Below are 18231 nucleotides of genomic sequence, written 5' to 3' on the forward strand. Positions count from 1 at the left end.
TGACTTAAGTGTCGGCGTGGACGCGTCGCGCTAGCCGCTATAACACGTTCATCACCGCCAGCGCCGTCTCCCGCAACGGCCCCAATACACGCTTGAGCGCCGCCTCGACCGTCTCGCCGCCAAGCGGCATATTCGTGCTGAGCGCGGCGACCACTTCGCCGCGCCGGTCCTTCAATGGCACCGCAATGCCGCGCACGCCGATCTGCAATTGCTGCTCGATGACCGCGTAGCCATCGGCGCGCGCCTGCGCGATGATTTCGAGCAAGCGTGCCTTGTTGGTCAGCGTGTGCGGCGTGAACGGCGCCAGCTCGGTGCTGTTCAGCCATTCGCGCACCGCGTCCTGATCCGGCAGGCCCGCCAGCAGCACCACACCCGGCGACGTCAGCGGCACCGGCACGCGCGCGCCGAGCACGAACCCCGTCGTCATCACGCGTGACGTGCTGTTGCGCGCGATGAACACCAGCTCCCATTCGTCGAGCACGCTGACGTAGACCGATTCGCCGATCGTCGCGCTCAATTGCTGCAAATACGGTTGCAGCATCCTCGGCAAACGCGCCGAATCGAAATACGACCAGCCGACCCGCAGCACGCGCGGCGTGAGGCCGAAGAGCTTGCCGTCGCTTTGCACGTAGCCGAGGTGTTCGAGCGTCAGCAAATAGCGCCGCGCCGCGGTACGCGTCATGCCGGTGCGCGCGGCGGCCTCGCTCGGCGTCATGCGCGCGTGCTCGGCGTCGAACGCTTCGAGGATCGCCAGGCCTTTTTCGAGGCCGGCGATCCAGTCGCGTTTATCCAATGGTGGCCGGGTCATAGGTGGATGCCTTTCTCCTGCTATTGCCGTTGCTGTTGCGTATCAAGCGGGCCGTGCGCCGTCTCAGGACTAACCCGCGAAGCGCGCGATAATCGCACACTTTGCGTCGATAATCGCACAACTCTCAGTCAGTGAGCATTGCCTCACCTAGCGCACCTCCCTATTCTCTAGTCACCGCGCAGCAAACTAACCGTTCCGGTCACGCCGAGCCAGCCCGCTCCCGAACGCCCGTCCGCTGCGCGTGAATTTTTCCAACATTTGAGACATCGCCATGACATCCGCTATCCGCACCCCTCATATTCCCGCAGTGGCCAATCGCGAGAAAAGCCGGGCCCGCAAGGCGGCGGTCGGCAGCTTCGTCGGTGCGGTAGTCGACTGGTACGACTTCCTGCTCTACGGCATCGTCGCCGCGCTCGTCTTCAACACGCAGTTCTTTCCGAAAATCAGCCCGGCGATGGGCACGCTCGCCGCGTTCGGCACCTTCGGCGTCGGCTTTCTGTTCCGGCCGCTCGGCGGCTTCGTATTCGGCCACTTCGGCGACCGGCTCGGACGCAAGCGCATGCTCGTGCTCACCGTGATGATGATGGGCCTCTCCACGGCGCTGATCGGCCTGTTGCCGACCTTCGCGTCGATCGGCTGGTGGGCGCCCGTGCTGCTCGTCGTGCTGCGCGCGGTCCAGGGCTTCGCCGTCGGCGGCGAATGGGGCGGCGCGGCGTTGATGGCGGTCGAAAGCGCGCCTGAGAAAAAGCGCGCGTTCTACAGCAGCGGCGTGCAGGTGGGCTATGGCGTCGGCCTGGTCCTCGCGACGGGCATCATGTCGATCCTCGGCGCAACGCTCGGCTCCGACGCGGTCAAGGCCTGGGCGTGGCGCATTCCGTTCGTGTTCAGCGTCGTGCTGGTGCTGATCGGCTTGTGGGTGCGCGCGAGCATGGAGGAATCGCAGGAGTTCATGCACGAGGTCGTCGAAAAGAAGCACCGCAGCAAGCTGCCGATTCTCGAAGCGCTGCGCCAGCATCCGAAGGCGTTCCTGCTGATCATCGCGCTGCGTTTGGCCGAGCTCTTCACGATGTACATCGTCACCGCGTTTGCGCTCAGCTATTCGACGACCAACCTGCACATGTCGCAGCAGTTCTTCCTGAACATCGGGCTGCTCGTCGGCGCGATCAGCATCGTGACGATTCCGGCCTTTGCGGCGCTCGCGGACCGCTACGGCCGCCGCCGCGTGTACCTCACCGGCGCGGTGATCGGCTTGCTGAGCGCCGTGCCGTTCTTTGTCGCGCTCGAAGCGCGCGCCACGCTCTGGATCGTGATCTTCGCCGTGATGCTCGCGAACGTCGCGCACGACATGGTGGTCAGCGTGCAGCAGCCGATGTTCACCGAACTGTTCGGCACCGAGTACCGCTATAGCGGCGCGGGCGTCGGCTATCAGGTGGCGAGCGTGGTCGGCGGCGGGTTCACGCCGTTCATCGCGGTGGGGCTCGTGAGCCTCGCGGACGGGTCGTGGCATCCGGTTGCCGCGTATCTCGCGATCGGCTGCCTGCTGTCGGTGCTGGTTGCGGCGAGGATGAAGAAGAGCTGAGTCGACGGCAGCGCGCAGGCGTGCCTGTGTGTGCGGGAGAACCGGCCTCATCGTCGAAGCGAGCGGTGTGCGCTGGGTTCGCGTCGCGCTCGCGTTGAGTCTCGTTGGCCGGCCGTTGCGGCGTCGCCGCCGCTAACGTGGGTTGAGGGTCTTTTCCGCAGCAAGCCGGATCAGGCGTTCAGCGCCCGCAGCGCTGCGGGCTCGATCGTTGTGGTCGCAACGATCTGGACGGCGCAGTACGCGGGAGCGTCGGCTACGGCGCAATACGCAGGCTTGCCCGATGCGGACACGGCGCAATAGGCCGCCTCGCTCGAAGCGGATACCGCGCAGTACGCTGGCTTGCTTGAAGCCGACACGGCACAATACGCCGCCTCGCTCGATGCGGACACGGCACAGTACGCGGGCTTGCCTGCCGCCGACACGGCGCAATACGCCGCTTTGCTCGACGCCGATACCGCGCAATATGCCGGTTTGCTTGAAGCCGACACGGCACAATAGGCCGCGTCGCTCGACGCGGACACTGCACAATACGCGGGCTTGCCCGCCGCCGACACGGCGCAATACGCCGCTTTGCTCGACGTCGACACCGCGCAGTAAGCGGCATCGCTCGAAGCCGACACGGCACAATAAGCCGCCTCGCCCGACGCAGACACCGCACAATAAGCCGCCTTCCCCGAAGCGGAAACCGCGCAATACGCCGCCGCTTCCACCACCGGCTTCGCGCAATACGCCCCCGCCTCCGCCTCGTCCGCACGAAACTCCGACGCCATCAGCTTGTTCGTCTCCTCGGCCATGCTCAAGAGCCGCGCCTCGTCTTCCGGCCCGTCGATGCCGACATACGGATTGTGATGCAGCACGCCGCCGAAAATGCGCTCGCAATCGGCCGCATAGCGCTGCGTATCGAGAATGTGCGCGTGCCAGAAATCGTCGACTGCCTCGCTCGGCACGACCGGCATCTGCGGATATTTCGCCGCGAGCTTCAAGAAGCGCCGATACCCCTCCTCCGCGTGCGCGAGCGCCTCGGCCGTCCACGTGCTTCGCTGGCCGTGCAGCATCTTCTGCTTCATGCGGTCGAAGTCCAGCTCGTCGATGGCCTGCCACAGCGCTGCAACGCCTTGTCCCCGTTGTTCCATGATTTTTTACTCCTTCCACTCAGGTGTGATACGCGCGTTCCAGGTTTTCATCCTGGACGCGCAACGCAGCCGGTTTGCGCCTCTCGGCGAGACCGGCATCCAGCCGTCGATTGACGAAACTGCCAACCTCGTCGGCGGGAATGGGTCGGCTGAAGAAGTACCCCTGTACCTCGTCGCAGCCTTCGTTGCGCAGGAAATCGACCTGCGCCTGGGTTTCCGCCCCCTCCGCGATCACTCTGAGCCCGAGGCTGTGCCCGAGCGCGATCACGGCGCTCGTGATCTGCGCGTCGCCGCGGCTGTCGGGGATATCGCGAATGAAGGAGCGATCGATCTTCACGACGTCGATCGGGAAACGCGTCAAATACGCGAGCGATGAATACCCGGTGCCGAAGTCGTCGATCGACAAGCGCACGCCGGTTTGCTTCAAGCTCGACAACCAGCGCGACGCCTGTTCCGGCTGGCGCATGACCATGCTCTCGGTCAGCTCCAGCTCGAGCGAATCGCCGGCCAAGTGCGCTTCGTCGAGCGCTTCGAGAATGTGGTCCAGAAGATCCGGCGTCGCGAATTGCGCGGCGGACAGATTGACCGCCACACGGATCTGCCCGAAGCCGGCCGCGCGCCATTCGGCGGTTTGCCGGCACGCTTCGCGCAGCACCCACGCGCCGAGCGGCACGATCACACCGGTCTCTTCGGCGAGCGGGATGAAATCGGACGGCATCACGAGACCCAGCGCGGGGCTCTGCCAGCGGAGCAGCGCTTCGACGCCCGTGCAGCGGTTCGTCGCGAGGCACACGCGCGGCTGATAGCGCAGCGTGAACTCGCGGTTCTCGATGGCCTGCCGCAGATGTGCCTCCATCTCGACGCGCCGCTGCAGCGACATGCTCATCTGCCGCTGATAGAGCTGATACGTGTTCTTGCCGCGCTGCTTGGCGCCGTACATCGCGATATCGGCGTGCTTGAGGAGCGTTTGCGCGTCGTCGCCGTCGTCGGGGAACGAGCTGATGCCGATACTCGCGCTCACTTGCAGCTGCAGATCGCTGACGAACACGGGCCTCGCGAGTGCGGCCTGGATGGCATCGACGGTGCGGATGATGCTCGCGTGATCGCTGTGCTGCTTCACGAGCACGGTGAATTCGTCGCCCCCCAGGCGCGCGATCATCTCGGCATCCTTGACCTCGTCGAGCAGACGGTCGGCGACCGCGCGCAGCAGCGCATCGCCGACGTTGTGCCCGAGCGAATCGTTGATGTCCTTGAAGCGGTCGAGATCGATGAACAGCACGTGCAGCGTCGTGCCGTCCTCGCGTGCGTGCGAGAGCGCGTCGTCGAGGCGCTCCTTGAACATCAGGCGGTTGGGCAAGCCGGTCAGCGCATCGTGATTGGCGATGAAGTGGAGATTGTCTTCAGCCTGCCTGCGCTGCAGGAAGTGGCTCAACTGGCTGGCAATCGAGCGCGCCATCGCGAGCGCATGCGGCTCCGCGTGACCCCGCTCGCGCGAATAGAATTCCGCCACGCCGAGCACCACCGAACCCGTGCGAAGCGGAAACGCGAACACGGTGAGGATGCCCGCATCGGCGAGCCAGCGCGCGTGCGCGAGCTGCGCCACCTGCTGTCCCGCGTACCACGACGGCGCGGCAGGGAGGTCGTCGCTATCCGGCGCGATCGGCGAGCGCGCCGCCAGCCACGGCTCGAGCTCGCGGCATGGCGCGACATACGTCGGCCGCAGCGACTGCTTGAGGCCCGCGCGCGACGGCCAGAACGCGCCGGCTTCCCAGCCCATGCCCTGCGCGAGCGAAGCGATCATCTGCTGGAAGACTTCGACTTCGTTCGTCGCCGTCGCGAGCTGCAGCGTGATCGCGTGCTCGAGTTCGCGCACGCGTTCCGCCGATTTCTGCTTCGTGATTTCCAGCGCGGTGCCGCGCAGCATGCGCTGATCGTTCGAGCCGTACGCGTAGCCGATCATGCGCAGCCATCCGCGCCGGCCGCGCTTCGAGCGATAGCGGCACTCGAACTCGAATGCGGCGCGGGTGTGCAGCGTGTGCCTCACACGCTCGATCAGCGCGAGCCGGTCCGCCGGTTCGATCGCGCGCATCAGTGCCGTCAGCGTCGGCTTGCCGCTGCGCCAGCCGATGAGGCGCGCCATCTCGTTCGAAAGATGGATCACGCGGCGGTCGAGGTCGACGCGCCAGTCGCCCAGATGCGCGATGCGCTGCGCTTCGGCACGCGCCATTTCGCTTTCGCGCAGCGTGTGCGTGATCTGATTCGCGAGCTTCACGGCGCGCACGCGCGAAGTCGAAAGCGCATAGGCAAGCCCCGAGAGCAGCATCGCGATGATCGTGCCCACGAGAAACGCGAGCCCGGGCAAGAAGCGCTGCGGACCGCTCAAGGCCATCGGGTCCGCGTCGAACACGATCAGCCAGCGGCGTCCGCCGAACGACTGCACGACGCTGCGCTCGAGACGCGGGTTGTCGCGATCGATCGCCGAGACCGCATCGGCCGATTTCGCACGGGCCGGCGAGAGCGGCGCGATGCCGCTCGCGCCCGCGGCTGCCCGATGCGCGCTCGTTGCCGTCGAGACGCCCGCGACGCTGTCGTACAGCAACGTCGAGGGCGAGGGCGGCACCGCCGGCACGCCGAACGAGCCCGCATCGTAGATGCGGAATTGAATCAGGCGTTGCGTCTCCGCGCTGAGCAGGCCGGCAAGCAGATCGCTCACGCGAATGCCCGCGCCGACCGAGCCGATATACGCGCGGCGCCGCTCTTCGACGGTCGCGAGCGGCAAGCCGCGCCGATACACCGGCATGCGCACCGCAAGCCCCACTGCTTGCCCGCCGCCGTCGACGAAGATCAGCCGCCCGCTACTGATCGCCTCATTGTTGTCGCGCGAGCGCTCGAGCGCCGCGAGCCGGCGAGCGTCCGAACCCATGTCGATGCCGAGCGACGGCAGATTCTTCGCCAGCGGCTCCACATAGCTCAACACGTAATACCCGGCGCGCGCACCCGGCGGACGAACGGAGAAATCGATTCCGGCCTTCTGCAAAACCGGGTCGCTCTTCTGGTGCGCGACGAACGCGGCAATGTCCTCGCTACGCACATAAGGCGCGTAGTTCAAGGTCTGAAAACCCGGATAGCGGCCCGGCAAATCGAGGCCGTCGACAAAATCGCGAAACTCGATGCGCGCCACTTAGTCCTTTGCACCGAACAGCGCCTGCATCGTCACGAGCACATCGGAATAGAGCCGCACGCGCATGGCGATCTTCTGCTCGGCATCGCTCGTATCGTTGTCGAAGCGCAGCCTCGACTCGCGATAGACCAATTCGGAGCTGACGAGATACATCGTCACCGTTGCGCCCATGCCCAGCATGAGCACACCGAGTGCAAGACCGGTGGAGCACCGGTTTCGTATCAGCCGGCGCATGAGTCCGAGTGTTTTGCGCATACCTCCCCCGAGGCGGGTCCCATTCTCGCGCTCGTGCTGGTGCGCGCCGTCAAAACATGCCCCGATTCAGCGCGTAATAAACGCACTAAATCGCAAATGCCGAACTTATTTCGTTTACAGCAAGACGAATTGCGTGGTTTAGCCGGTAGCTTCGGTGGTTTAAAGTAAAACCATTTCGCCGAAATGAACCGAAAATGTGCAGCGCGGTCTCTCGCGGCCCCAGGTTTCAGGGAGGGAATCCGTTAATCGGTTTGTTTTCTTTAGTATGGTACCGACGATCGACCAGATTCAATCAGGCGAATTCCCTAACTAAAACCCCGCAAGTCGATGAATTGGCGTATGCCCTGAGATCTCTGCATTGCAAATAACACGAGCGTTCTTTTCAATCGGTCGAAAAAGTCCGTTATTACCCTTTTTTCGTGTAACGGCTAATTCCAAAGGCAGTGGCCTCTGGTCCCGCAAAAACAGCTAGAACAAATGACGAATCCCGAGCGAAACGACCGTCTGGGTGTTTGTGCTCGATGCCGGCAGCAGGAATAACTGAGCGTGCGTACCGTTGTTTGCGTGTAAATACACGGCATTCAAATAGACGTCGGTGCGCTTCGAAAATGAGTAATCGGTACCGATCGCCACCTGATTCCAATGGTTTTCCCCAAGCTTGGAATATGCATAACTGGCCGCCAGCGACCACGCATAAGTCACGAAATATTTCGCGCCGCCTTCCACCGTGCGCAGCACGTCGGATTCGCCGTGCTGCTGTAAATCGACTAACGTGAATAATCCATGAACGTTAACCGGCCCGAGCTGATAACCGGCGCCGAATCCCGCCACGGTGACTTTGTCGAATGTCGCCGGCTTCGCCAGTAAGCCGAGCTGCCCCGTGCCTTGCAGCGATTCGCCGAGCACCGACGTGCCAATGCCGAACGTCTGCACGTAGTTGTGCATCGCCACGTAGGCCGCCGCGAGATGCAATTGACCGAGCGCGTACTGCAGGCCGAACGCGTTCGCGCTATCGGCCGAGAAGTTTCCGGCCTGTCCGCCGAACGAATACAGCGCGCCGACCCGCAAGCCATAAAACTCCGGCGTCTGGTACTTGACCGCGTTATTGATCCGCTCGCCGCCCAGACGGTCGAGATCGCCCAGGTGAAACGCAAAGACCGAAGGCGTGAGCGTCCCCGCCGAGAACTCGGTCAGGTAGGGCGTCATGAAATCGTATTGGCGGCCCAGCGTGAGGCTGCCGAAACGGTCGCTCTCCAAGCCGACGAAGGCTTGCCGGCCCCACTCCAATCCGCCTTGGGCCAATTGACCGTTATTGAGCGTAAAACCGTTTTCGAGCCGGAATATCGCGCGATAGCCGCTGCCGAGATCTTCCACACCGCGCAAACCCCAGCGATCCGATTGGCCGACGCCGCTGAATTGCGCCCATGCATGGCTGCCGCCTTCGTTGCTCACGTAAGTCAGCGCATCGTCGACTATGCCGTAGAGCTGCACGCTGCTTTGCGCCTGCACCGTATTCGCGAGCGCAAAAAACAACGCGCCCAAAACGAGGCGATTCATAGTTTCCCCTGGTCGACGGTACGCCGTCTTGTTTAAGCGACGAATGGCTGCGGCAATGCAACTGGTTTCAGAGAGAGTGCTTCTGCGCGAAATTGTGCGCGATCGGTTTCAGCGAGCGCGAATGTTCGATTACGACTATAGGAGACGATGAGATCGAGGCGGTCCGATAGAAATGCGTTAATCGTTCTTTATGGCAGCCATTCCAGCACTTATTGCGCCACAGCAATACCTGCTAGAGATGACAGGCCGGGTTGGTCCCAATCGTGCGTGTTCGTTTCGCGTTTTCTATCTGTTATTTAGGGTGTCCGCATTTCGCGGTTGATGGTTGGTGCGCCGCAGCGATCGGTCGCGGGCCATTGCGCGGTCCGCGACGCGGCACACCCAGCCATTCAGGAAATGCCCCGAGGTCGATTACAAGGTAATTGCAATGCTTGCACTTCCTCCCGATGATGCCATCATTGATAGCAATTGTTGATGTAGAGGTAAGCATGGCAAATCTTGTGGTGAGGAATTTGGATGACGCGCTTGTCCAGAGCCTGAAAGAGCGCGCGGCGGCGCACGGCCGGAGCGCGGAAGCCGAGCATCGCGAGATTCTTGCGAAGGCCCTGCGCCGGCCGCAACGCAAGACCTTCGCGGAAATGCTGATGTCGATGCCGAATGTGGGTGATGACGCCGATTTCGTGCGAGTGGAAGACGGCGAGGCGGGGCATGTAGTTGGTTGACACCAACGTCATCAGCGAGATTCGCAAACAAGGGCGTGTTGGGCTTCTTCCATGCAGCGACGCGTGACGATATCGACCTGTACCTGTCCGTTGTGACGGTCGGTGACTCGCGGCGAGGCGTCGAACTGATTCGACATCGAGGGGATGAACCGCAGGCAACGCGCCTCGAAAAGTGGCTGAACACGGTGTTGCAGGAGTTTGGACAAAACATCCTGCCGGTGGATGAAGAGATTGGTTAGGTGTGGGGGCGTCTGAGAGTACCGCTCCTGGAGCACGCGCTGGACAAGTTGATTGCGGCAACCGCGTTGATTCATGACCTGACGGTCGTTACGCGCAACGTCGACAACTTTGCGGGATCAGGCGCTCGCGTCTTGAACCCCTTCCAATAGCAAAACAGGAACAGCCGAACGATCGTGAAAGTCATGCCCTCTTTGTGGCCGCAAGGAAAGTTCAAATGGACCCAGTGCTTATCACGGTCGGGCTGAAAGGAGCTGGGATGCTCCTCGCGATAGCGGGTGGCATCACTGTCGCCCGATACGGCTTCCACCTGTACAAGGACGGTGTCGGGGCTGGGCCCGGTGACATAGCGGTCGAACTCGGCAAGCTCAAAGTCAAGGCCCGCTCTGCGGGAGCCATCGTTATGTCGACTGCATTCGTGTGGGCATGGATCGGATCGACACTTAGCCCGAATCTGGACAGCCACGGCGATGAAATTCGGGTCTACTCGCTGGCTACGCCAGAGGGCAACGTGAACATGCAAGTGCTCGCGGCAAAAATCTCACAGAAAGATGCTGCGGCGGATCCGGTAGTTCTAAAGGGTCTTTTGGCGCGCGCCATCGTCGACGCAAAAAAGCGCCAACCGACGGGTATCGTTCAATTAAACGGCCACCCAGCCTCAGTCGATCTTTCATCGATTGACGTCACGCAAAACCCATCCGGAAACTACGTGCTAGCAACGAAGGTTCAGTCACTCAAGGATACTGCAGTGGTCTTGCTAGAGCCGAGAGTTGAAACGGGAAAGATTATTTTCTATCCAACCAGTGCCGAGAAGTTTGAAAAGAATCCTCAGTAACAACGGAAAACAATCGCCGAGTTATGAAGGATTTTTCAATACCTTTTCACTACAACGGTTGGTTTCGCCTTGGTTGGACGGTTTTTCCGCCAAGCTGTATCTTGCTCGTGCTCTCTCTTTGGCACTTCATAGCAAGTCTTTCCGACTACAGGTCGGCTGCTTTTGCGGGTCAGCTACTTCAGCTGTCGTTTGGCCTTTCCGGCTTTAGCATTGTGCCTATTGTTGTCACCAAAAATGGTGCAGGTACGTTGAGGACGTTTCGAAAGTCCGTGAGGCTCATTGAAGACAACAAGCGCCTCATAGCGGCAGGTAAGCAGCCTTTAAGATTCCCTTCGGAGCTTGAGCGATGGGCGACAACATACTGCCAGCGGGCGGGGCTGAAGGCCGCAGAGTGTGAGCTTAATTTCGCAAGGGAGCTTCCGCCAGGCTACCTAAAATGGTGGAGCATTGTCGATACTCCGTCGCGTATTTGCGCGAACCGTTGCTGAACTGGAAAACAAAAATAGGAGCACACTATGACAGACCCAGGGATTGTGCCAATTAGCGGGGCCCTATCGAGGCCAATGGAGCGTCTGTTCCGTGCTGGCGGTTTTGCCCTTGCCTTTGGCTTTTCTGGTCTCTTCTTGATAGTCTTTTCCGGAATTGCGGGAACCTACGAGGGCTCGCTAAGATTTCCCATTTTTTCGGTCGGCTGCTTGCTGACATTTTCCTGTCTAGCCTACTTTGTCTTTACTGGACTGAAAGCGAAGGAGGTAGCGAGATCGGTGAAGGAAGATCTCCCTCTCCTAGACGCCCTGCAACACACGGCGTATCAAGTTGCCGAAGTCGCATCAGTATCCCAGGCGTTGGCTTTCAGGCACTTAGCAAAAATACAAGCGGCAATCGAAGTGATCACTCCTCTTTTGGAAAAGTGGCCCCCGGTCAGAGAACTCGCCAAGAAGGCTGGACTAACTGATTCCGCAAAAGCAGCATCGGTCATAGTCGCCGCAACCGAGGGCACGAAGGAGACTATTCAGAATCTTCAGGAGGCGATTCGTCTTGGCGACCTGAAAGAGGTTAAGAAGTATGGTAAGCAACTTGACCGACTGCTAGCCGACTTGAAGTCAGTGCTAAAAGCCGATGGAGACGAGTAACCCCAAGGAAAAAGGGACAAGCAGATTTTCGCGTACAAGAAACGGTTAGTACGATGGTTTGTGGACTGGACCGATAGCTGGAGTCACGAGTTTCACGAAGCAATCGAGACAAAGATTCGGGCGGAATATTCACGTACGTTTTCGAATCCCGAATGTGGCTCAGTAGATTTCGAACAGATGGACAAACAGATGCGGCAAATGCGCGAGTTCTACTACGCGAGAATGATCAACACGTCGATGCTGCTATCGACGTAGCCGTTTACCTGTACGGCACGCTTGAGTCCACTACGAGCAAGGCGGCACACCGGCACTAGACGCCACCGCAACCGCACTTACGAATTGGAAGACAGGAATAGATGATGTCCGACGAAGTCACCAAATCTACTTGAAAGCCGCGGTTCTTACGGAGCGAGGTGAACACATGCATGGAAAAGAAAAGTCGACCAAAGTAACCAATGTACAGTTAACGAGATACGGCAACGCGTTCACTAATTTTGCCGTACATGATGAGTTGGACCAGCTGATCAACATGCCGGGCGCGATCAAAGCAACGCGTGAAACAAATATCGTCGCCGACCGATGCACCGTGATCATCAGCGTGCCAAAGAATTGGGGGGGCTCCTTTGGTGAACACCCGGGTCATTGTGGCATCGTTTTGTGGAAATCCAATACCCGCCAATACCAGAGCTTTGGCATTCTGATGGACGGCTCGTTCATGGACGAGGAAGTCAACGTTCACAACGACACCTTGAAAAGAGATACCGCGTTCGGGATATGGTATTTCACTGTGGCAATCAATCCGGCGACGTACGAACGCATGCGCAGCCGGATGGAAACGCTGGGCGTGAAGAAAGTTGGCTACGGAAAGTTTTTCGTTGCCCGCGGATGGAGTGAGGAAGGCTCATATAGCTGCGTCACCGCGGTCGATACCATACTTTGCGCCGGCGGCCTTTCAAGGGGAATCGCCTCCATGTCATCGACGCCGTATGCCTATGCACAGACTTTCACAACGATTGGGTGGTACGTCTCCTATGCGGATAACATGAAGCACATGTGAGCAGCACGCGAAGCTGCGCCACTCGTAAGGGCGTTCGAGTTGGCAGATCTCGAAGGTCTCAACACTCTCCCAGCAGGCCGCAATGACCGCGATATCTGTAAGTACCGTGTGTGTGCTGATTTGAATTATTAAAGCGGAAGCCAACGGCGCCGTTTTGGGTGATCTCGACTTTGGTCGTAGTGGGCGCACTCGGCTGGTTGTTGCCGTCTTCCAACATGACGAGCAAAATCATGTTCGCCGTAGGCATCTTGGGCGGTTACCTTGCATTCGGAGCAGCGAAAAAACAGCGATAGTTACGAAGGAAAAGCAAGGCAGACGGCTTCAGGCGTGTTCACCTCGCTCTCGCCGAAGAAGTTGCGACGGGCGACAGAATCACACTTACACTGCTGAGAAACGTTGGACCAAATGAGGATATCAATGAGGCTGAGCGAGTCGCAATCCGCGGATCGAACTGCACGTTGAACGACCAAGAAAACATGCGAGGGCAGAATGGCAAATCGAGAAGGCATTGACACGTTTCGCGACGAGGAAGCGACATGGAGCACAAAGGCCATGTTCTACTCGTTCATTCATATCTCTTTTGGCGTCGCCGCGATTGTGCTGTCCAGTCTTGTGGCGAGCAAGCCGCCACTTCTGCATGGCAATGACGCTCTATACCAAAACTTGTCATGGGCCGCGGCGCTGTGCACTGCGCTTTTGACATTTTTCTCTGCGGCAAAGCGAGCAAGTCAGTTCCGAAGAGCTGCGCGAGTGCTCGACACGGAAATTGCCCGGTTTGACGGAGACCCCTCCTACACGATTAATCACGTTGTCAGAGCACGTGACGCCGCGGTAAGGCTCATCGAGCACGACTAGGAAAACGGGAAAGGAGACGCGCGTTGGCCTGGGATTTCACCGTCAAGATTACGGACGTAGCAATTATCGTAGCCACTTTCATGGGTCCGATCGCAGCCGTCCAAGCGCAAAAATGGCTGGAGCGTGGCAGGGACGTAAAGCAGAGACGGATAGCCATATTCCGCGCGCTCATGGCTACTAGGGCCAATGTGCTTGCGCCGGCTCACGTAGAAGCTCTGAATTCGATCCCAATCGACTTCTTCGGCCGCTCGCAAAGCCTTAAGGACGTCATAGCCGCCTGGAACGTTTTGCTAGACCATCTGAATGCTCGAAATCCGCCCGACATGAACCGCTGGGGGGAGCGTCGTGTGGAGCTCTTTATTTCGCTGCTGTTCAAGATATCGCAGTGTTTGGGCTATGAGTTTACGGAGCTTGATCTGAAAAATGATTTTTATGCGCCGCAAGGACATCAGGCCGTTCAAACAGATCAGGAAGTAATCCGAAGAGGTTTTGCGGAGGTCTTTTCGGGCGCGCATCCGTTCCCGGTAGAAATCCGCAATCCGCCCGGTGCGCCGGCTGCTCCAGCGCAGCAGCGCGACCAATAGGAAAAGCGTCCATGCGTCGCATTGCTTCGGCGCAGCAGCCATCAACCGCGAAATGCGGATACCCGTTATTTATATAGGGCGAATGCGGTCTGGAACGTTCCGTCTCTTCCGAGCGGCTCGGTCGACGGCAAGGTTGCGGCGGCGGCGATTCACTCGCAAGCAAGCGCATCACCGCCCTTCCTACACGCCCACAATAAAACTCCCCATCCGCTCCCACATTTCCACCGGGTTCGAGTACATAGGAAAGTGTCCGCAGCGCGATATCTCCGCCAACTGCACGCCGTGTTCGCGCAGATGCGGCAGATACGACAGCGAAGCGTTCTGCTCCCCGTACATGAACATCCGCGGAAACGGGAGCGACAGAAACTTCGTCATCAGATCCCCATGGTCGGAAAGCCGGACCATGGACGTGAAGATGCCCCTTACCGCCTCGGCACGCACCTTATATTTCAAGCTCGCCGCATAGAGCGAGCACGAATGGAACGGCGAGTGCCACGTTCGCTCGATGAAGTCCTCGAAAAAAGCCTCCGCGGTGTCGGCGGGATAGTCGACGACCTGCCGGCTCAAGAAGCAGTCTTCCGGAGCCACGTTGCCTTCGATGTCGGTAAAGCTGAGCACGCGCCCCGGTTCCGCGTGAGCCAGCATGAGCGCCGTGAGACCGCCCATCGAATGGCCGACCAGATGGAATTGCCGGATGTCGAAGCGGTCGAGAACGGCCTTCGCCGTCGCGACGAGAAACGGAATGGAGACCGCCGACAAGTCAGCGCATCGTGTCGCGCCGCAGCCCGGAGCATCGTAGGCGAGCACGGCATGACCGGCGAACGCGGGATAGTGAACGATGTCCGCATAGTCCTCCTTGGTCGAACCGAAGCCGTGCAAAAAGACAATCGGCGCGAGTTCGCCCGCGCGATGCATCGTGGCGATGTCGAGTTCGACGCCTTCCACGGACACGGCCACCGTATCCTTTGCCATTTCACGCTGCATCGACATGGCCTTCCCCAGTGAGCGATTGGCAGAAGCGCTGGATCGCGCGGCAAGCGTGGATCAACGCCTCATCGTCCAGCGCATAGGCGATGCGGATATAGGGGCCGAGGCCGAATGCGCTGCCCGGCACGACCGCCACGCCCGCCTCGTCCAGCAATGCGCCGGCGACGTCCTCGTCGTCGTTGAGCGGCGCGCCGGCCGCCGTCCGCTTACCGATCAGCGCCTGGCAGGACGCGAAGGCATAAAACGCGCCGCCAGGTTTGGCGCAAACGAGTCCGGGCGCCTGATTCAGCAGTTCCACCATCAGATCGCGCCGCTGCTCAAACACGGAGCAGGCTTCTTTGATGAACTGCTGCGGGCCGGTCAACGCGGCCAGGGCCGCATGCTGCGAGATCGAACTCGCGCCCGAGGTCTGCTGCCCCTGAAGCGTTTCCATCGCGTTCAGCAGCCAGCGGGGCCCGGTTCCATAGCCGATGCGCCACCCTGTCATCGCATAAGCCTTCGATACGCCGTTCATCGTCAGCACGTGCGGCATCAGGCGAGGCTCGACCTCGGCGATCGTGTGGAACGGCGCACCGTCGAAGATCAGGTGCTCGTAGATGTCGTCCGACAGCACGAGCACGTGCGGATGGTCGAGCAGCACCGCGGCCAGCGCCGCGAGTTCCGCGCGGGAGTAGACGGCACCGGTGGGGTTCGACGGCGAGTTCAGGATCAGCCAGCGCGTGCGCGGACCGATCGCGCGCGCCAGCGCTTCGGGTGTGAGCTTGAAGCCGCTCTCGGCGTCGCAGGCCACGATCACGGCCTTCGCGCCGCACAACTGAACCATCTCCGGATAGCTCACCCAGTATGGCGCGGGCACGATCACCTCATCGCCTTCGTCGAGCGTCGCCGCGAGCGCGTTATAGATCACCTGCTTGCCGCCGCTGCAAACGATCGTGTCCTCCCAGCCGACCTCGAGGCCGTTCTCGCGCCGGAATTTCGCGGCGACCGCCTCGCGCAGCGCCCGCATGCCGGCGACCTGCGTGTAGCGCGTATGGCCCGCGCGAATGGCGTCGATCGCCGCGTCGCGGATGTGCGCGGGCGTGTCGAAGTCGGGCTCGCCCGCGCTCAGCGAGATGACGCTCGCGCCGGACGCGCGGCGCGCCGCGACGCGGTCCATCATGCGATACGTCGCCGACGGCCGCGTCTTGGCCAGATGCGTGCTCAGCTTGTGCCCATCCGTGACCGTGCTCATGCGCTTTTTCTCCATTGCGTCAGACCCATCAACTCGAGCGTGCTCGCGCCTTGTGCGAGCTGTTCCATCATCACCGCCTCTTTCGCGGCGCGCGCTTCGCCCGACACGATCGTGCGCTCCGCCTCGGCAGCGGGAATCACGATGACGCCGTCGTCGTCCGCCACCACTAAATCGCCCTCGGCAACCGGTACGCCCGTGAACATCATCGGTTGCCCGACCGAGGGCGCGCTGGCTTTCAGGGTGCCGCGCACCGAGATGCCGCGTGCGAAGACCGGGAAGCCGCGCGCCGTCATCGCTGCAACGTCTCTTACGCCGCCATCGATCACCAGGCCGACAACGCCGGCGGCTTCGGCCGCGACCGTCAGGACTTCCCCCCAGTAACCGGCCACGAAATTGCTCGTGCTCACCACGAGCACACTGCCGCGCGGCACGCGCTCCATTGCGATGTGAATCGCCAGGTTGTCTCCGGGCGAGCAAACGAGCGGATAGGCGGGAGCGGCGACAAAGGCCCCGCTCCAGATGCTGCGCACGAGCGGATCGACGGCGCATGGCAGACCCGACGCCTCATAGAGCGTGGCGCTGCCCAACGCCCGCGCTCGTGAAGCGAAGTCCGCCGGCAGCGCCGACGGGGAACGCGATTCGCTCATGACGCCCTCCGCTGCAGCGTGTGGTAACCGAGCGCTTCGCGCGCCTCGCGCAGCGTCTTGCCTTCAGCGATCCGAGCGCGAATATCGGCTTCCACGGCTTCGATCTCGCGTGCCACGGCGGCCACTTCATGCGCACGGTCGCGCGGCACCGCGACGACGCCGTTCGCATCGGCCACGATGATGTCGCGAGCGCAAACGCGGGCGGTGCCGATGGAAACGGGCGCATTGACCGCATCGACCTGCACCCGGTCCTTGCCGGTGCGCATAAATCGCCCTTTCGTGAAGAGCGGGTAGCCATCGCCCAGCGCCTTCGTCACGTCGCGGCACACGCCGTCGATGACGGTCCCGGCAATCTTTCGAACCCCGGCGTATTGGGTCATGATGTCGCCCCACACCGTGCAGTCCGTGCGTCCGCCGTTGTCGATCACCACCACGTCGCCGTCCGCGACGTCATCGATGAAATCGCCGACCGTGCCCGGCGGCGTGCTGGCCGTGACATACCTGACCGTGAAGGCCGGCCCGACGACGACGCCCGCGTAGTAGGCGAGCGGCATGATGCCGAGGCACTGCCCCGGCAAGCCCAGCTTGTCCATGGCATCCGATACGCCGGGCGTATCGAGCCCTGCGAACAACGCAACCAGATCCCGATCCTCTTGATTCATCGCGCGGCTCCTTGCTGAATGGCATCGAATTCCTTGTCGTGCATGACCTCCGCGACCGACCGGCCGGCGCGCACGGCCTGCACCATGCCGTCCTGGCGCCGCGAGATGCGGTGACCCAGCTCGATCACCTCCTCGATGCGCGCTGCCGCGACGAACACGGTTCCGCAGCGGTCGGCGATGACGTAGTCGTCTTCGTGCACGACCACGCCGGCGACCGTGACGGGCTGTCCCGACGACACCTGCACGACCCGGTTGCGCGCGCTGATCATCGTCACGCCGCGGCCGTAGACCGGGTAGCCGATCGCTTCGCTGCCTTCGATGTCGCGGCTCATGCCGTCGATCACCGAGCCGCGAATGCCTTTGACGTGCGCCGCATTCGCGAGGATGTCGCCCCAGCAAGAAATGCCGTCGATGCCGCCGGCGATCACGAGAACGCGATCCTGTGACCGGATCTCGGCAACGACCGGCGTGATCAGATGAACGGTCGGCTTCGTATCCGTCTTCGGGCCGAGCTGGATCGTGCTGGCCCGGCCGACGATTTTCGGGCAGTCCCACAGCGGCCGCAGCCCGAACGTGGCGCCGGGCAGGCCGAGGAAATCGAGCGCATCCGACACCGTGTTGGTGTCGAGCGCGGCGAGGCGGTCAAGCAGCGAAGAAGAGGGCATGGCAGTTCGGCATGGAGTTGCGATGCCGTACTTTCGAGCCTACAGTTCCATATGTAAATTCCGAAAAATGGAATCATTCGATACGCTCGACCTATCAATCGAT

At 61.2% G+C, this 18231-nt stretch carries 17 protein-coding genes and 1 pseudogene; 8 read left to right on the top strand and 10 right to left on the bottom strand.

Annotated features, from left to right (window positions below; all coding sequences use genetic code 11):
- Positions 1–37 precede the first annotated feature (37 nt).
- Positions 38–808 (bottom strand): IclR family transcriptional regulator domain-containing protein, encoded by a 771-nt coding sequence (locus tag FAZ95_RS38255; RefSeq protein ID WP_137337467.1) that lies wholly within the window; start codon positions 806–808, stop codon positions 38–40.
- Positions 809–1079: 271 nt separating this feature from the next.
- Here FAZ95_RS38255 and shiA point away from each other — a divergent pair, with 271 nt between their 5' ends.
- A complete protein-coding gene (gene shiA / locus FAZ95_RS38260) occupies positions 1080–2387 on the top strand; it encodes a shikimate transporter (protein ID WP_137337468.1) in 1308 nt (435 codons plus the stop codon).
- 170 nt (positions 2388–2557) lie between these two features.
- On the opposite strand, the gene FAZ95_RS40450 is transcribed toward shiA, so the two are convergent.
- The 4 genes from FAZ95_RS40450 to FAZ95_RS38275 all read right to left on the bottom strand — a co-directional run bounded on the left by FAZ95_RS40450 (position 2558) and on the right by FAZ95_RS38275 (position 8513).
- Complete coding sequence (locus tag FAZ95_RS40450) at positions 2558–3520, bottom strand: UCP032817 domain-containing protein (RefSeq protein WP_254700217.1); 963 nt, start codon at positions 3518–3520, stop codon at positions 2558–2560.
- A gap of 19 nt (positions 3521–3539) precedes the next feature.
- Positions 3540–6701 carry a bifunctional diguanylate cyclase/phosphodiesterase gene (locus tag FAZ95_RS38270; protein WP_254700220.1) on the bottom strand — a complete coding sequence of 1054 codons (3162 nt, stop codon included), beginning with the start codon at positions 6699–6701 and terminating at the stop codon, positions 3540–3542.
- A complete protein-coding gene (locus FAZ95_RS40455) occupies positions 6702–6956 on the bottom strand; it encodes a hypothetical protein (RefSeq protein WP_254700222.1) in 255 nt (84 codons plus the stop codon).
- 468 nt (positions 6957–7424) lie between these two features.
- Positions 7425–8513 carry a porin gene (locus FAZ95_RS38275; RefSeq protein ID WP_137337469.1) on the bottom strand — a complete coding sequence of 363 codons (1089 nt, stop codon included), beginning with the start codon at positions 8511–8513 and terminating at the stop codon, positions 7425–7427.
- 488 nt (positions 8514–9001) lie between these two features.
- Between FAZ95_RS38275 and FAZ95_RS38280 the strand changes: the two genes are divergently transcribed.
- From FAZ95_RS38280 to FAZ95_RS38310, 7 genes and pseudogenes are all read left to right on the top strand, one after another.
- Positions 9002–9235, top strand: coding sequence for a FitA-like ribbon-helix-helix domain-containing protein (locus FAZ95_RS38280; protein ID WP_137337816.1), 234 nt, complete (start codon positions 9002–9004; stop codon positions 9233–9235).
- Positions 9228–9624 (top strand): annotated as a pseudogene (locus FAZ95_RS38285) (type II toxin-antitoxin system VapC family toxin). Before FAZ95_RS38280 ends, FAZ95_RS38285 begins: the two are co-directional and overlap by 8 nt.
- A gap of 65 nt (positions 9625–9689) precedes the next feature.
- Positions 9690–10307, top strand: coding sequence for a hypothetical protein (locus tag FAZ95_RS38290; protein WP_137337470.1), 618 nt, complete (start codon positions 9690–9692; stop codon positions 10305–10307).
- Positions 10308–10822: 515 nt separating this feature from the next.
- The gene (locus tag FAZ95_RS38295; protein WP_137337471.1) at positions 10823–11440 is read left to right on the top strand and encodes a hypothetical protein; all 618 of its coding nucleotides are present in this window, start codon (positions 10823–10825) and stop codon (positions 11438–11440) included.
- 421 nt (positions 11441–11861) lie between these two features.
- Positions 11862–12497: a hypothetical protein gene (locus FAZ95_RS38300; RefSeq protein WP_137337472.1), complete on the top strand. Its 636-nt coding sequence runs from the start codon at positions 11862–11864 to the stop codon at positions 12495–12497.
- A 489-nt stretch (positions 12498–12986) separates the two neighbouring features.
- A complete protein-coding gene (locus FAZ95_RS38305; protein ID WP_137337473.1) occupies positions 12987–13352 on the top strand; it encodes a hypothetical protein in 366 nt (121 codons plus the stop codon).
- Positions 13353–13375: 23 nt separating this feature from the next.
- On the top strand, positions 13376–13936 hold the full coding sequence (locus FAZ95_RS38310) for a DUF6680 family protein (RefSeq protein WP_137337474.1): 561 nt from the start codon (positions 13376–13378) through the stop codon (positions 13934–13936).
- A gap of 180 nt (positions 13937–14116) precedes the next feature.
- Here the strand turns inward: FAZ95_RS38310 and FAZ95_RS38315 are convergent, their stop codons facing one another.
- The 5 genes from FAZ95_RS38315 to FAZ95_RS38335 are packed head-to-tail and all read right to left on the bottom strand — an operon-like array spanning position 14117 to position 18128.
- Positions 14117–14926, bottom strand: coding sequence for an alpha/beta fold hydrolase (locus FAZ95_RS38315; protein ID WP_137337475.1), 810 nt, complete (start codon positions 14924–14926; stop codon positions 14117–14119).
- Positions 14910–16154 (bottom strand): pyridoxal phosphate-dependent aminotransferase, encoded by a 1245-nt coding sequence (locus FAZ95_RS38320; protein ID WP_137337476.1) that lies wholly within the window; start codon positions 16152–16154, stop codon positions 14910–14912. The genes FAZ95_RS38315 and FAZ95_RS38320 overlap by 17 nt, the downstream gene beginning before the upstream one ends.
- Positions 16151–16801 (bottom strand): RraA family protein, encoded by a 651-nt coding sequence (locus FAZ95_RS38325; protein WP_137337477.1) that lies wholly within the window; start codon positions 16799–16801, stop codon positions 16151–16153. Before FAZ95_RS38325 ends, FAZ95_RS38320 begins: the two co-directional genes overlap by 4 nt.
- Positions 16798–17463 carry an RraA family protein gene (locus FAZ95_RS38330; protein WP_137337478.1) on the bottom strand — a complete coding sequence of 222 codons (666 nt, stop codon included), beginning with the start codon at positions 17461–17463 and terminating at the stop codon, positions 16798–16800. The genes FAZ95_RS38325 and FAZ95_RS38330 overlap by 4 nt, the downstream gene beginning before the upstream one ends.
- Positions 17460–18128 (bottom strand): RraA family protein, encoded by a 669-nt coding sequence (locus FAZ95_RS38335; protein WP_137337479.1) that lies wholly within the window; start codon positions 18126–18128, stop codon positions 17460–17462. The genes FAZ95_RS38330 and FAZ95_RS38335 overlap by 4 nt, the downstream gene beginning before the upstream one ends.
- Positions 18129–18231 lie beyond the last annotated feature (103 nt).

Origin of the sequence: Trinickia violacea (assembly GCF_005280735.1) — a bacterium.
GTDB classification, from domain to species: Bacteria; Pseudomonadota; Gammaproteobacteria; order Burkholderiales; family Burkholderiaceae; genus Trinickia_A; species Trinickia_A violacea.

Bases quoted from the DNA above. Each gene is read 5' to 3' on its own strand.
- FAZ95_RS38255 (WP_137337467.1), bottom strand. From the start codon at position 808: ATGACCCGGCCACCATTGGATAAACGCGACTGGATCGCCGGCCTCGAA.
- shiA (WP_137337468.1), top strand. From the start codon at position 1,080: ATGACATCCGCTATCCGCACCCCTCATATTCCCGCAGTGGCCAATCGC.
- FAZ95_RS40450 (WP_254700217.1), bottom strand. From the start codon at position 3,520: ATGGAACAACGGGGACAAGGCGTTGCAGCGCTGTGGCAGGCCATCGAC.
- FAZ95_RS40455 (WP_254700222.1), bottom strand. From the start codon at position 6,956: ATGCGCAAAACACTCGGACTCATGCGCCGGCTGATACGAAACCGGTGC.
- FAZ95_RS38275 (WP_137337469.1), bottom strand. From the start codon at position 8,513: ATGAATCGCCTCGTTTTGGGCGCGTTGTTTTTTGCGCTCGCGAATACG.
- FAZ95_RS38280 (WP_137337816.1), top strand. From the start codon at position 9,002: ATGGCAAATCTTGTGGTGAGGAATTTGGATGACGCGCTTGTCCAGAGC.
- FAZ95_RS38290 (WP_137337470.1), top strand. From the start codon at position 9,690: ATGGACCCAGTGCTTATCACGGTCGGGCTGAAAGGAGCTGGGATGCTC.
- FAZ95_RS38295 (WP_137337471.1), top strand. From the start codon at position 10,823: ATGACAGACCCAGGGATTGTGCCAATTAGCGGGGCCCTATCGAGGCCA.
- FAZ95_RS38300 (WP_137337472.1), top strand. From the start codon at position 11,862: ATGCATGGAAAAGAAAAGTCGACCAAAGTAACCAATGTACAGTTAACG.
- FAZ95_RS38305 (WP_137337473.1), top strand. From the start codon at position 12,987: ATGGCAAATCGAGAAGGCATTGACACGTTTCGCGACGAGGAAGCGACA.
- FAZ95_RS38315 (WP_137337475.1), bottom strand. From the start codon at position 14,926: ATGTCGATGCAGCGTGAAATGGCAAAGGATACGGTGGCCGTGTCCGTG.
- FAZ95_RS38320 (WP_137337476.1), bottom strand. From the start codon at position 16,154: ATGAGCACGGTCACGGATGGGCACAAGCTGAGCACGCATCTGGCCAAG.
- FAZ95_RS38325 (WP_137337477.1), bottom strand. From the start codon at position 16,801: ATGAGCGAATCGCGTTCCCCGTCGGCGCTGCCGGCGGACTTCGCTTCA.
- FAZ95_RS38330 (WP_137337478.1), bottom strand. From the start codon at position 17,463: ATGAATCAAGAGGATCGGGATCTGGTTGCGTTGTTCGCAGGGCTCGAT.
- FAZ95_RS38335 (WP_137337479.1), bottom strand. From the start codon at position 18,128: ATGCCCTCTTCTTCGCTGCTTGACCGCCTCGCCGCGCTCGACACCAAC.